The sequence below is a fragment of the Streptosporangium fragile genome (genome assembly GCF_039534445.1).
GTDB lineage: Bacteria > Actinomycetota > Actinomycetes > Streptosporangiales > Streptosporangiaceae > Streptosporangium > Streptosporangium fragile.
On record NZ_BAAAVI010000032.1, the window covers coordinates 21,084 to 34,123 of the forward strand.

A 13,040-nucleotide genomic window follows, 5' to 3' on the forward strand; every position below is an offset into this window, starting at 1 on the left:
GTAGACGACCGGGGTGCACAGGACTATGGATATCCATGCAGACGACTTCGGAAATCGACACCGCAGAGCAGACAGACCCTGCAGAACGACGGCACTGCCTGGCGTCGTCATGCCCACGACCTGGTCCGGCACCATCGCGTGTACCTGGTGGCGCGAGTCTTGGCGACACCCCTGAACGCGCCGGCCGACGCCTACGCCTGCGGGCTCTCCGTCCTGCCGGCACTGCGCTGATCTTCTGCCCGGGGCCGCGCTGATTCTCCGGCCCGGGCGGTACCTCCGGGCGGCTACAGCTGGTCGGCCAGTCGCTGGAGCGTGGCGGCGATCTGGATGTTGGTCTGTTCGTCGTCGCCCATGCGGACGATCACCGTCCGCGTGGACGGGGACACCACCATGATCTGACCGTGCGCGCCCATGGCGGCCAGATCCCGCCCGCCGTCACCACGGGGCAGGACCCACCAACCGTTGCGGTATCCGACGCTGATGCCGGCGAACGTGGTGACGGGCTCGCGGTTCGCCGGGTCGAGGCTGCGGTCCAGGAACGCCCGGGGCGCGACCTGGCGTCCGTCCACCTTCCCGTCGTCGAGCATGAGCTGGCCGACGCGGGCCAGGTCGCGGGCGGTCACCACGAGGCCGCTCTCGTGGTAGGGGAACCCGTGGCCGTCGACGCACCAGGCGGCGGGATGCTCCGCGCCCAGGTCGTCCCACAGCCGTTGCAGCGGTCCCCGGGTGAGCGAGGTCCCCGTCAGCCGCTGGTACGCCAGGCCGACGAGGTTGGGCGCGTAGTCGTTGTAGGTGAACGGACCGGGCGCGCCGGCGATCTCCGGTCGCTGGACGACGGTCTTGGCCAGGTCGCTGGCGTAGTAGACCGACGGGTAATCCCGGTTGAGCCAGGGGAAGGAGGTGTTCTCGGAGAACGCGATGCCCGAGCGCATGTCGATCAGATCGCCCAGCGTGATGGCGTCGAACCGGGGATCCCTGGCGCGGAGTTCGGGAACGGCCTGGGTGATCGGCAGGTCGAGACCGCTGATCGAGCCGTCCGCGACGGCCTGCGACACGAGCAGCGAGACCAGTGTCTTGGACACCGAGAACGCGGCGGCCGGCCGGCCGGGCGCGCCGCCGGTGCCGTACCACTCGCACACCAGGCGACCGTCGTGGACGACGACGATGCTCTGCGCGTTCCGGGTGGGCAGGGACTGGCGGATGGGACAGCCGCCGGTGGCCGGCCACGGCCGGGGCGCTGCCGCCGCGCGTACCGAGGTGCGCTGCTTCCATTCGACGTCGGTGATGCTCGAGTCCTGATGGCCGAGCACCCGCAGCGCGTACGCGGCGTCGCCGCCGGCCATGACCAGCAGGAACACCGCGGCCGACGTGAGGATGGCCAGTGGGAGAATCCAGGCGGTGTGCCGCGGCACGCGGCGGGCAGATGGTCGCACGGCGGTAAGTATATAATGTATACAAATGAAGGGAGACGCCGGAATGCCACGCCCGAAAACAATCGACCGCACGGCGATCCTGCAGGCCGCGCTCGACATCGCCGATACCGGCGGCGTGCCGGCCCTCAGCATGCAGGCGGTCGCCACCCGGCTGGCGGTCACGCCGATGGCGCTCTACCGGCATGTCGCCAACAAGGCCGACCTGCTGGACGGCATCGTCGAACTGCTGATGGCCGAGATCATGGCGGACGCGCCGGCACCCGACCCGGACGGCGGGCGCGACGCCTGGCTGGACGCGCTCATCCGGACGGCCGGCCGCGCGCGGGCGGTGGCCTCCCGGCATCCGGCGGCGTTCACCCTGCTGCTGAGCAGGCCGGCGGCCACCACGGCCGCGCGCGAGGTCCGGGCGCACATCCACGGCCTACTGCGTCAGGCGGGCGTCGGCGGCGAGCACGTCGAGCGGCTCGAACGCATCGTCACCACCACCGTGCTCGGCATGGCGGCCGGGCAGGCGTCGGACCGGTTCGCCCACCATGCGCCCGGCGTGCTCGACGAGGACGTGCGCGCCCTGGCCAGGTTCGTGACGGCCGGCATCGAGCCCTTCCGCTCCTCAGAAGAGCGCGTCTCGCCGGCCGGGGTCAGTCGGGCAGGGAGGCGAGCCAGCAGGTGAGAATCTCGTTGACCTCCTCGCGGCGCTCCTGTTGGATCCAGTGGCCGCAGCCGTCGAGGATGTGCGAGGAGGCCAGGCATGGCAGGGTGGCGGGGTACGCCTCGATGGCGTCGGCCATCCAGGTGGTAGAGGCGTCCAGCGCGCCGCCGATGAACAGGGACGGCTGGGTGATGGGGGAGCCGTCGAAGTCGGCGAGGTCTTCCCAGTCCCGGTCCATGTTCCGGTAGCGTCCCAGCGCTCCGCTCAGGCCGGTCCGCTCGAACTCCGCGGCATAGACGTCCAGGTCATCCTCACTGAGCCAGACGGGCAGCCGACCCGCGGGGAAACGGTCGCGCAGCGTCCCGCCCCGGGAAACGAAGTGCGGGTCCGGGGCGTCGGCGGGCGGCATGGTGTCGGCGGACAGGGCGGCGTAGAAACCGGCGAGCCAGCCACGGACGTCCGGTTCGATCTCGGCCTCGGCCCGGCCGGGCTCTTGAAAGTAGCTGACGTAGAACTCCTCCTCTCCACCCATCTGCGCGAAGACCTCACTCGGCCGCGGTCCGCCGCGCGGGGCGTACGGCACGCTCAGCAGCCCGACCGCGCGGAAGACATCGGGCCGGACGAGGGCGGAGTCGGCGGCGATCGTCGCACCCCAGTCGTGGCCCACGATCACTGCCGTCTGCTCGCCCAGGGCGTGCACCACGGCGACGTTGTCCTCGACCAGCTCCAGCATCCGGTACGCGGCCACGTCACCGGGCTTGGAGGAGCGGCCATAGCCACGAACGTCGACGGCGACGGCCCGGTAGCCGGCCGCGGCCAGTGCCGGCAGCTGGTGGCGCCAGGAGTACCAGGACTCAGGGAACCCGTGCACCAGCAGCACCAGCGGCCCCGAACCCTGCTCCACCAGGTGGATGCGACCGACGGAAGACGAGACCAGACGATGCGTGATCTCCGTGACCAAAGCGGGCTGCGACATGGATCCTCCAGCGCTTTCGATTCCTGTGCGCCGAGCGCACACCGCCGGCCGTTACCAGGTCGGCCCACCGGCCAGCGGTTTCTCGCATTCATCATCCGACGGACGATGAGGCTGCTGCGAATCGGTTTGCCACTTCGGCAAACAACCTCGGGAGACCATGTCCTGATGTGATGCTCGTTGTAGCGGTTTCCCCGGGCTCCGACCCGGTCGGCGAGTTCGTTGAGGTCCGTCAGCTCGTCGGCGGAGAGCGGCAGCCGGGTGGCGCCGATGTTCTCCTCGACGCGCGCCAGGCGCCGCGTTCCGGGGATCGGGACGATCGACGGGTGCTGCGCGAGCAGCCAGGCGAGCGCGACCTGTCCCGGTGTGGCGTCTTTGGTCTGCGCGAGCTTCGCGATGTGCTCGACGAGGACCTGGTTGGCCGCCCGGTTCCCGGCGGTGCTGGTAAAACAGGTCGATCGTCTCGACCTTGAGCCGTTCGAGTGAGGCCGTGGCGACGGCACGGATCCGCTCGGGCCGGCTGTCGAGTCCGACGGGGGCGCCGTTCTCGATGCGCCAGCCGAACTTCGTGGCGATCACCACTTGGTCCCGGACCGGAGCGAGGGCCTCTCCGACGAGTTCCTCGTTGATGTAGGGGCCGTACACCTCCGCCGTGTCGAAGAACGTGGCCCCGCGGCCGACGGCGCCGCGGAGCACGGCGATCATGTCGGTCCGGTCACCCGGGTTCGGGCCGTAACTCTGCGACATTCCCATGGCGCCGAAGCCGATGGCGGAGACCCGCAGCTCGCGCCCGAGCGTTCGGGTGTGCATGCTTCCTCCTTGCTTGATTCTGGGCCGAGGACCGGCGCCCGCGGGCAGGTACCGGCATAGATGAGCTACCGGGCGTGCACTTCGGGAGCCCCGCCCCCGCCCCCGCCCCCGGGCCCGGCCCGGTCCGGGGAACCGGAAACTCCAGGACCCGCAGCACGTCGGGCCCGCCGAACTCGGTCACTCCTACGGCAGGTCCGAGCCGCACACGCAGGTGGCGACGGGCGGATGATCGCGTCGGTGGGGTCGATGATGGCCGGGGCGGAGCGGTCGACAGGACCTCATGGCCGGCCCGAACACGCACATCGATACCGCCTGGAAGGAACAGCGGTCGTAGGGTGCCCGACGGCGAGGCCCCCTGCGCCCCGCGGGGCACCTGCGGCGCTCCCGTCCGCCGCCCTGACGCGGCGGTGCCACCGACCCACGCCACCAGGGAAAACACGCGTTTCGGCCGCCGACACGGGGTAAGGATCCACGGTAGCTTCTGAGTCACCTGGTATTCGGGAGCACCGGATGTCCCAGATCACGCTTACAGCCGCCGCACGCCAAGCGCTACGCGCCGATGAAGTGGTCTTCGTCGACTGGCACGTCACCGGCCTGTGCTGCGCCGACGCCGGGGAGTTCTCGGTCAGGCCGCTGCGCCGCTCCCGGCTGCCCCGGCGGGCGCGCCGGCTCGGGACGGATCTGGTGTACGCCCACCCCACCGCCTGGGTTCATCTCGCCGAGCTTCCGGTCACGATCGACTGCCGCCCGCTGGGGCGCTGGCGGCGCTTCACCACCGATCTGCCCCCGGACGCGGGACTGCGTTGCTGCCTGGGCCGTCCCATATATGGGAGGTAACCGGTGAACGTGCGCTCCATCATCATCTGGACGGCGATCGCCGCCGTCGGCGGCGCGGGGTGGGCGGTCCTCGCCCTATCCAGAGGCGAGAACGTCAACGCGGTGTGGCTCCTGGCCGCCGCGCTCGGTTCCTACGCCATCGCCTACCGCTTCTACGCCCGGTTCATCCTGCACCGGGTGCTGGGCGCCGACGACCGCAGGGCCACCCCGGCCGAGCGGCTCAACAACGGCATCGACTATCACCCGACGGACCGGCGGATCCTGTTCGGCCACCACTTCGCCGCCATCGCCGGGGCCGGGCCGCTGGTGGGGCCGGTGCTGGCGGCCCAGATGGGCTACCTCCCCGGCACCATCTGGATCATCGCCGGGGTGATCTTCGCCGGCGCGGTCCAGGACATGGTCGTCCTGTTCTTCTCCATGCGGCGCAACGGCAAGAGCCTGGGGCAGATGGCACGCGAGGAGATCGGCCCGGTCGGGGGAGCGGCGGCACTGGTCGCCGTCTTCGCAATCATGATCATCCTCCTGGCCGTGCTGGCCCTGGTCGTGGTGGGCGCCCTGGCCAGTTCCCCCTGGGGGGTCTTCTCCATCGCGATGACCATCCCGATCGCCCTGTTCATGGGGTTCTACCTGCGCACGCTCCGGCCGGGCCGGGTCGTCGAGACCACCTTGATCGGCGTCGGGCTGCTGATCCTGGCGATCGTGGCCGGCGGCTGGGTCCAGGAGTCGAGCTGGGCCTCCACCTTCACGCTGAGCCCCTCGGCCCTGGCGCTGTGGCTGATCGCCTACGGCTTCGTCGCCGCGGTCCTTCCCGTGTGGATGCTGCTCGCGCCGCGCGACTACCTCTCCACGTTCATGAAGATCGGCACCATCGCGCTGCTCGCGGTCGGGGTCGCCGTCACGCTGCCCCCGATGAAGAACACCGCGTTCACCGACTTCGCCTTCAACGGCAAAGGACCGGTCTTCGCCGGGTCGCTGTTCCCGTTCGTGTTCATCATCATCGCCTGCGGGGCACTGTCGGGATTCCACTCGCTGATCGCGTCCGGCACCACGCCCAAGATGATCCAGAAGGAGACGCAGGTCCGGATGATCGGTTACGGCTCCATGCTGATGGAGTCGTTCGTCGCCGTCATGGCCATCACCGCGGCCTCGGTCCTGAGCCCCGGCCTGTACTTCGCGATGAACTCACCCGCCGGGGTCGTCGGCACCACCGTCCAGTCCGCCTCGCAGGCGGTCGCCAACATGGGCTTCGTCATCACACCCGAGCAGCTGCAGTCCGCGGCGCAGGCCGTGCAGGAACAGACGCTGATCGCGCGGACCGGGGGCGCACCCACACTGGCCGTCGGCATCTCCCAGATCTTCTCCGGCTTCCTCGGCGGAGCGGGGCTGCAGGCCTTCTGGTACCACTTCGCGATCATGTTCGAGGCCCTGTTCATCCTCACCACGGTCGACGCCGGCACCCGGGTCGGCCGCTTCATGCTCCAGGACACGCTGGGCAACCTGTGGAAGCCGATCAGCCGGGTGAGCTGGTGGCCCGGCCTGGTGGCGACCAGCGCCGTGGTCGTGGCCGCCTGGGGATACTTCCTCTACCAGGGCGTCAACGACCCGCTCGGCGGGATCAACCAGCTCTTCCCGCTCTTCGGCATCGCCAACCAACTGCTCGCCGCGGTGGCCCTCACCGTGGCCACCACCCTCCTCATCAAGAGCGGACGGCTGAAGTGGGCCTGGGTGACCGCGGTACCGCTCGCCTGGGATGTCGCGGTCACCCTTACCGCGAGCTATCAGAAGATCTTCTCCGACCAGCCCACCCTCGGCTTCTTCGCGCAGCGCGACCGCTACCAGAACGCGCTGGACCAGGGGCAGCTGCTCGCCCCGGCCAAGACCCCCGACGCGATGCGGCAGATCGTCCTCAACTCCACCGTCGACGGGATCCTCGCCGCACTGTTCGCAATCTTGATCATCATCGTGCTCCTGGACGCCTTCCGGGTGTGGGCGAAGGCCATCAGGACGAGGGAGCCGCTGCCGAGCACGGAGGCACCGTTCGAGGAATCCAGGATCCTCGCACCGGCCGGGCTCATCGCCACCCGTGAGGAACGCCGGATGATGGCCGGCACGGCGGGCGGGACGACGGCGACGGGAGGACCCGGCCGGCGGTGACGCGCGTCCGCCTCCGTCAGGTCGCCTCCGCCGGACCGCCCCCGTCACGTCGTCGCCGGTGCAGGCCGAGCCCGGCGTACCTGTCGGGCAGGACGCGGGCGCGATCTCGGGGCGCGGGGCATCGCCCGCGCCCCGGTAAGGGGCATCCCGGAACTTTCGTCAACGCCGGCCGGCGACCAGGGCACGGCGGACCATCGACGCGACGACGGCGACAGCGGCCCGAGCGCCGGCCGTACCGTGGCACCCCCACGACCTTCCGCAGCCCCCTGCGCATGCACGCACAGAGCCCGCGAGGCCGGCCTCCCATGCCATCGCGGTGATGACAGACCCGTCACCACCCCGACGACGCGTTCCCCGGACCGGAGCCCCCGGTCAGGGGCTCATTTCGCGGGCTTGCCGGTGCGGCGCTGACCGTACCACTGCAGGGTGCGGTCGGCCAGACCGTACAGGCGAGGACTGTCGAGGATACGGCGGCGCAGACGGCGGACCGGCTCGGTGCGAGCCCAGTGGGCGGCGGCGCGTCCGGTCCGCCTGCGCACGATGCCCTCGCTGACCGGCACGGTCCGGCTGCCCAGGAGCCTCTTGTACTCGTAGCCGGTGGCGACGCTGAGGTCGATCGAGTCGATGCCGATCGCGGCCCCCGCCTCGGCCATGTGGAAGTGCAGGATGATGCCGGGGGAGTACTTGCCGAAGGCGGGGTCGTAGGCGGGGAACCAGTTGACCAGGACCGACGCCGATCGCAACCCGAAATGACCCGCCACCGGCTCGCCGCCGGCGTACAGCATGGACAGCACGCCGCCGAAGTCCTTGGTGTCGATGGCGTGCATCTTCTCGACGAGGTCGACCACCCACGCCTTGCCGAAGCGGTCGGCGCGGCCCATGCGGGCGTACTGCGCCGACTTCCACTCCCGCAGCAGCCGAAGCTGCTCGTCGGCCTCGACGGCGAAGACGAAAGACACCTCCCCGACCTCACGGCCGAGTTTGCGCTCCTTGTACCGCATGGTCTTCATGAACTTCGGCGACCTCTTGACCAGCTGATCGAGGTAGGCCGGGTAACCGTCGGCCAGGTCCATGACGGCCGCGTCCTGGCTGAGCGTCGTGAACGGCTCGAACCACGGCTGATCGTCCACCAGGCAGCCGAACTCCCACACGTGCAGCCCGCAGGCCCTCATCAGGGCTTCCAGATCGAAGTCGGCGCCGGGGCGGTGGATCAGTCCCTGGCACAGCGACACCCACGCGCCGACGGCCGTGGCCACACCGGCATGTTCCTCGTAGGGGAAGAACCCGACGATCCCCTCCTCGTCGCGGACGACCGCGACCCGCACATGGCCGGAAACCTCGCCCATGCCAAGAGTGAACTCGGGACTCAGAAAGGGATTCGCCAGATGCGGCTGCGCCCGCTGCATCTCGCGCCACGCATCGATCTCCGCGGTGCCCAGTTCACTGGGCCGAACCACCACAACATCCGTCATCCGCCACTCCTCATACAACATTTAGACGACATCTGATCAAGCGAAGACATCGGTCCGGCCCACCGAAAAGTCTGGACATGTCTACCGCATGATGATCGCACTAACTAGACCTCGCCCGACGCGAAAAAGTTCCCGCAAGCCCGCAGGACCCCACCGGAAGATCAGACGCTCGGCGGGCGGGCGGCAACGGACCCCGGCGCGACCTCGCCGGCGAGGTCGAGGGCCTGCCGCGCCGGCGAGGTCGCGCCGGGGGAGCACACCGCAACCGGGGGCCGAGACAGCCGGCGGCTTCGGCTCCCGACCCGCCCGAACGGCGCGGGGCAGAGGCGGCGGTGCGCCCGAGCGACCCCCGGGCCGGCGCCGAGGGCGACGCCGAAGGGCCACTTCGCCACTTCGCCGATTCGCCGATTCGCCGAGAATCCGATCAGCGGAAAGCCGGGGCGGACCTTCACCGGACCTTCACCGGACCACTTCGGCGAGACCCGGACCAGGTTCTGCCCCGCCCCGGTGAACCCGCTCGGCAAACACGGTCACAAGCCGCCACAAGCCGCGAGGACGGCAGATCCGAGAAGACTCCCTCCCCGGCCGTCTCACCGAACCTCTCGGTATGAAAGGGGAAGCCGTCCGTCGCAACGACCCGCCGCCGAGGAACACGGTGTACCGGGACCTCGGCGCGGACTTTCGGCCGGCTGCCCTCATCGACCGGGGCCCGACCGCCCCCGGCCGGCGGATCCATGACGTCGCGCGCATGTGCCGGCAGCTTCTTCGCCTGGGACCCGATGTCACCGATGTGACAGCGATCTGCGGCATCGGTCCCGACCACCTTCGGATCGCTGCCCGGACCCTGACCACCCGCCGGCATCCGGACTCCGGGATGGCTTCGGCCTGCCGGTGGGTGGCCGTGCTCGCGCGCGCTGCCCGCCTCGGTCCCCGTTCAGGGCCTGAAGCCCTTCTGGTCGCATCGCTGGCCGAGCCCGATCAGGAACATCCCGACCGCCGCGCCCGCGAGCTGGACGTTCGGCTCGCGCGCCGGATCGACCGCCAGTTTGTCCAGCTCGTCCAGGTAACTCTGAACGCCGCCCTTGATGTTGGCGAAGCTCTCCTGGAGATCCTTGTCGCCGGTCTCCAGCGCTGCCACCCGGGCGATCTCCCCGGCCTTGCGCTCACCCTCCGGGATCGACGTGGGGGCGCCGCGATTCAGGGCCCACTGCCGGGGGTCGATCTCCGCCTCGGCCAGGATACGGAAGGCCTCTCTGCAGGTGTCGGCGGGGGCGGCACCGCCGCAGGCGGTCAGGGAGGCCACGAGGACCGTCGGCGCGGCAATGGTCGCGACCAAGCGCGTGCGCATGACGTCGGAGTGATCGGCGGTAACATGCTCCGTCAAGACGCACCCTTGAATCACTCCGGATTTCACGGACTCCGCCTGATCCGGTGCTGTTCACTCCCGGGAATCTTCTCAACCGAGCGGACGATACACATCAGCCGACGTTGCGGGCCGAAACCGCAAGAACCCGGAAAAGGACAGCGATAATCAACGAGTAAACCCCCGATCCGGAATTTCGACGTCCAGATTATTCCTTTTGTATATATGCACGCCAGTGTTACCTTTCTGGACGCATGTGCCGGTGTTATAAAACGAGCGGCTCACGCGGTCGCGCCGCTGAGCGCCCCATCACCCGAACACCGAGGGGACGCCCGTGCCCGCCATCAGACCGTCCCATATCCTCAGACGTATCGCCCTTGCCGCCGCGGCGACGGTAACCCTGCTCGCCACGAATCCGACCGCCGTGTCCGCGGCACCGGCGAAACTCCCGGGCCTCGACGGAACCTGGGCGTGCACCGTGCCCGCCGGGTACGTCTACGACGAGATCCAGCACAGCCACCAGTGCAGCCAGACCACCTCCCTCGCGCCCATCTACCGCCTGCGCACCCCCGCCGACGGCTTGACCTCGTGCAGGACGGCCCCCGGGTTCGTCTTCGACCAGCGCACCTTCACCTCCGCCTGCAGCCCCTACGTGGCCGGATACCCGGCCACGACGTACCGCCTGCGCACCCCCGCCGACGGGATGACGTCCTGCGCGACCGTGGCGGGCTGGACCTACGACCTGCTCACCCACACCACCACCTGCCAGTTCAACCCGGGTGTCCCGACGTCGACCTACCGCATCAGGCAGCCGGCTGACGGGCTGTGGGCCTGCACGGTGCCCAGCGGCTGGACGTACACCGCGACGGCGAGCACCTACGACTGCAGCATCAACAGCGGCAGTTCGTCGACCAAATACCAACTGATCCACTGACCGCCGTCCCCGGGGTCGCAACCGGCCCCGCGACCGCCGTCCACGCGGCCGGACGGATGGGCTCCGCCGACATGGCGGGCCCCTGAGGAACTCCGAACCACCGGGTCAAGGCGCGGCCCTTACCGCACAATCCGACAAGACCGATGCCGCCTGACGGACTTCCAGAAGCGGGGGGAATTCCCTGTGCGGCCTTGTGCGGCTGCAGCCGCACAAGGCCGTCGCGACCCGCGTGGCCGACCGGCCCGGCCGAGACACCGGCCCAAAAGCTCATTTCAGGAAGATTTCTGAGGATCCGAAGCCGTCAAGCGCTGCGCGGCGGCCCTGGCACCGTCAGTGCGCACCGCGGCGGCGACGGACCGGGCGCGGACGGCCACGTCGGGCTGGAGGGTGTGCTTGAGGGCACTCGTCAGCGAGCCGGCGGCCGGCACGCCGGGTGCGTGCGCGGCTCCGATGCCGAGGTGCCGGACCCGCTGCGCCCAGTAGTGCTGGTCGTACACCTGGGGGATGACGACCTGGGGCGCACCGGCCTGCGCGGCAGCGGTCGTGGTGCCCGCGCCGCCGTGGTGGACGACGGCGGCGACCCGCCGGAACAACGCCTGCTGGTTGACCTCGCCGACGGACAGGCAGCCGGGCTCGCCGTCCACCGGCGACAGGTCCGCCCACCCGCGGGACACGATCGCCCGGCGTCCGAGCGCACGAGCCGATTCGACCATCACCTGGGCGAGGCCACGCGGCGCGCGCATACTGCCGAAGCCGAAATAGACGGGTGGTTCACCGGCCTCGAGGAACGCCTCCAGCTCCGGGGAGAGCGGACGCTCGTCCGGCAGGATCCAGGCGCCGGTCCGGAACACGGCCCGGTCGGCGGGGTCGGGCCAGGGACCCAACGTCGGGTCGGCGGCCAGCCAGGGCCGGTCGGTGAAGACGTGGCCGCGCACGTCGTCGACCGGGGCCAGGCCGACCGATGCCCGATGGGCGTTGAGCGCGGCGCCGAACATGTCGTTGAAGCCTTCCGCGTCCCGGGCCCACAGCTCGCGGTTGCCGGCCGCCGCGGGAGCCGGCGGCCGTCCCGGCAGGGGCAACGGAGGGTGGTGCGGCGAGGGCAGAACCGCCGGGCAGTAGGCGGCGAAGACGTACGGGACTCCCATCGCCTCCGCCACCGAGCGGGCGGCCATCTGCAGGGCCGTCGCGGCCACGATGACGTCACAGCCTTCGGCTGCCGCCGCGACCGTCCCGAACTGGGTGGCGACCGTCGCCCGCGCCAGCCGGCGCAGCTGCTCGGCCGAGGGCGGGACCGACGGGGCCGAGGCAGCCGACGGGCCGGTGGCGGCGGCGCGCAGCTCGGGCCCGATGGGCACGACGGGGATTCCGAGGCTGTCGATCCAGTCACGGAAGTCGGGCGGCACGCACATGCGGACCTCCTGCCCCAGCTCCCTCAACTCCGACGCCAGCGCCACCAACGGCTGCACATCGCCCCGCGACCCGATGGTGGACAGCAGCACACGCATCCGAACCCCCTGCGACGATTCCGGGTGCGGTCGAGCGACCGCACCGTGAATGTGAGCCCGCACACGCATCCGCCCGGCGTTCACCTCGCGCCGGACCGGCTCACGGCCCCCGATTCTGGGCCGGCACCGGGGTCTTGCCGCAAGACCCCCTCCCGGCTGTACGTTGAAAGTGGCGAGGAGGACGGAGTTCTCCCCAGCGCCCCGTCAGGCCGTCCAGGGCACCCGTCCGTCGCGTCCCGGCCCCCTCCTCAGCCCCCCCTTCAGCGCCTCATCCAGATCCACCCGCTGCTGTGCTCGTCGAAGGAGGGGTTGCCGCCGGCCGCGAACACCTGGTCGCCTCCGGGGACCTTGGCCATGTCGAACACCGCGGGCCCGTTGTCGATCCTGGGCGCCTTCTCGTATGTCCAGGACCGGCCGTCGAAGTGGAGCAGAATGCGATGGTCGTCGTAGGCGTAGTTGGACGCGCCGAGCCATACCCCGCCGTGGCCGTCCGGCGCCACGGCCCCGAACGAGACCGCCCCCGCCGGGACGCCACCGGCCAGGCTCCACCGGCCGCCGTCCCGGCGCATCAGCAGCGCGGCCTGGCGGCGGCCGGGCCGCGGGATCGAGCCTGCGACCCAGACCTCCCGCGCCGACACCGCCACGACGTCGTGGAACAGGACCTTCGCGCCGCTGAGCGACGACGGCGTGTGCACGGTCCTCCAGCGGCGCCCGTCCCAGTGCTCGACCACGGAGACGTCGCCCGCACCACCGCCGGCGAGTGCCCACAGATCGTCCGGGGCCGCCGCGCTCAACCTGCTCACGTAGGGGGAGGGGGAGGAAACCTCGGACCAGCCCGACGGGGACCAGCGCGCGAGGGGGAGGCTGCGCCGAGACGAACCGCCCGGCGTCCCGGCTGCCGGCGACCCAT

Annotated in this window: 10 protein-coding genes and 2 pseudogenes; 4 read left to right on the plus strand and 8 right to left on the minus strand. The window is 70.4% G+C overall.

Translation table 11 applies throughout. From position 1 onward, the window contains the following. Nucleotides 1–284: 284 nt before the first annotated feature. Complete coding sequence (locus ABD841_RS21735) at nucleotides 285–1,433, minus strand: serine hydrolase domain-containing protein (protein ID WP_344974679.1); 1,149 nt, start codon at nucleotides 1,431–1,433, stop codon at nucleotides 285–287. A 43-nt stretch (nucleotides 1,434–1,476) separates the two neighbouring features. Here ABD841_RS21735 and ABD841_RS21740 point away from each other — a divergent pair, with 43 nt between their 5' ends. Further along, entirely contained in the window at nucleotides 1,477–2,103 is a 627-nt protein-coding gene (locus tag ABD841_RS21740; protein ID WP_344974683.1) for a TetR/AcrR family transcriptional regulator, read from the plus strand. On the opposite strand, the gene ABD841_RS21745 is transcribed toward ABD841_RS21740, so the two are convergent. The 3 genes and pseudogenes from ABD841_RS21745 to ABD841_RS21755 form a co-directional block, all read right to left on the minus strand. Continuing rightward, nucleotides 2,072–3,058, minus strand: a complete 987-nt coding sequence (locus tag ABD841_RS21745; protein ID WP_344974686.1) for an alpha/beta fold hydrolase — start codon at nucleotides 3,056–3,058, stop codon at nucleotides 2,072–2,074. The genes ABD841_RS21740 and ABD841_RS21745 overlap by 32 nt on opposite strands. 269 nt (nucleotides 3,059–3,327) lie before the next feature. After that, nucleotides 3,328–3,558 (minus strand): annotated as a pseudogene (locus ABD841_RS21750) (aldo/keto reductase); the annotation flags it as partial. Further along, a pseudogene (locus tag ABD841_RS21755) lies at nucleotides 3,542–3,865 on the minus strand (aldo/keto reductase); the annotation flags it as partial. The pseudogenes ABD841_RS21755 and ABD841_RS21750, both read right to left, overlap by 17 nt. A 510-nt stretch (nucleotides 3,866–4,375) precedes the next feature. Between ABD841_RS21755 and ABD841_RS21760 the strand changes: the two are divergent. Continuing rightward, nucleotides 4,376–4,702, plus strand: coding sequence for a hypothetical protein (locus tag ABD841_RS21760; protein WP_344974689.1), 327 nt, complete (start codon nucleotides 4,376–4,378; stop codon nucleotides 4,700–4,702). A 3-nt stretch (nucleotides 4,703–4,705) separates the two neighbouring features. After that, nucleotides 4,706–6,856 carry a carbon starvation CstA family protein gene (locus ABD841_RS21765; RefSeq protein ID WP_344974692.1) on the plus strand — a complete coding sequence of 717 codons (2,151 nt, stop codon included), beginning with the start codon at nucleotides 4,706–4,708 and terminating at the stop codon, nucleotides 6,854–6,856. Between the two features lie 380 nt (nucleotides 6,857–7,236). Here ABD841_RS21765 and ABD841_RS21770 read toward each other — a convergent pair whose 3' ends face one another. Then, complete coding sequence (locus ABD841_RS21770) at nucleotides 7,237–8,328, minus strand: GNAT family N-acetyltransferase (protein WP_344974694.1); 1,092 nt, start codon at nucleotides 8,326–8,328, stop codon at nucleotides 7,237–7,239. A 934-nt stretch (nucleotides 8,329–9,262) separates the two neighbouring features. After that, nucleotides 9,263–9,712 carry a hypothetical protein gene (locus ABD841_RS21775; RefSeq protein ID WP_344974697.1) on the minus strand — a complete coding sequence of 150 codons (450 nt, stop codon included), beginning with the start codon at nucleotides 9,710–9,712 and terminating at the stop codon, nucleotides 9,263–9,265. Between the two features lie 313 nt (nucleotides 9,713–10,025). On the opposite strand from ABD841_RS21775, the gene ABD841_RS21780 reads away from it, so the two are divergent. Continuing rightward, a complete protein-coding gene (locus ABD841_RS21780) occupies nucleotides 10,026–10,625 on the plus strand; it encodes a hypothetical protein (protein WP_344974700.1) in 600 nt (199 codons plus the stop codon). Nucleotides 10,626–10,897: 272 nt separating this feature from the next. On the opposite strand, the gene ABD841_RS21785 is transcribed toward ABD841_RS21780, so the two are convergent. After that, nucleotides 10,898–12,130: a glycosyltransferase gene (locus tag ABD841_RS21785; protein ID WP_344974703.1), complete on the minus strand. Its 1,233-nt coding sequence runs from the start codon at nucleotides 12,128–12,130 to the stop codon at nucleotides 10,898–10,900. A 260-nt stretch (nucleotides 12,131–12,390) separates the two neighbouring features. Further along, entirely contained in the window at nucleotides 12,391–12,933 is a 543-nt protein-coding gene (locus ABD841_RS21790) for a hypothetical protein (RefSeq protein WP_344974705.1), read from the minus strand. Nucleotides 12,934–13,040 lie beyond the last annotated feature (107 nt).

Bases quoted from the DNA above. Each gene is read 5' to 3' on its own strand.
- ABD841_RS21760 (WP_344974689.1), top strand. From the start codon at position 4,376: ATGTCCCAGATCACGCTTACAGCCGCCGCACGCCAAGCGCTACGCGCC.
- ABD841_RS21740 (WP_344974683.1), top strand. From the start codon at position 1,477: ATGCCACGCCCGAAAACAATCGACCGCACGGCGATCCTGCAGGCCGCG.
- ABD841_RS21770 (WP_344974694.1), bottom strand. From the start codon at position 8,328: ATGACGGATGTTGTGGTGGTTCGGCCCAGTGAACTGGGCACCGCGGAG.
- ABD841_RS21785 (WP_344974703.1), bottom strand. From the start codon at position 12,130: ATGCGTGTGCTGCTGTCCACCATCGGGTCGCGGGGCGATGTGCAGCCG.
- ABD841_RS21745 (WP_344974686.1), bottom strand. From the start codon at position 3,058: ATGTCGCAGCCCGCTTTGGTCACGGAGATCACGCATCGTCTGGTCTCG.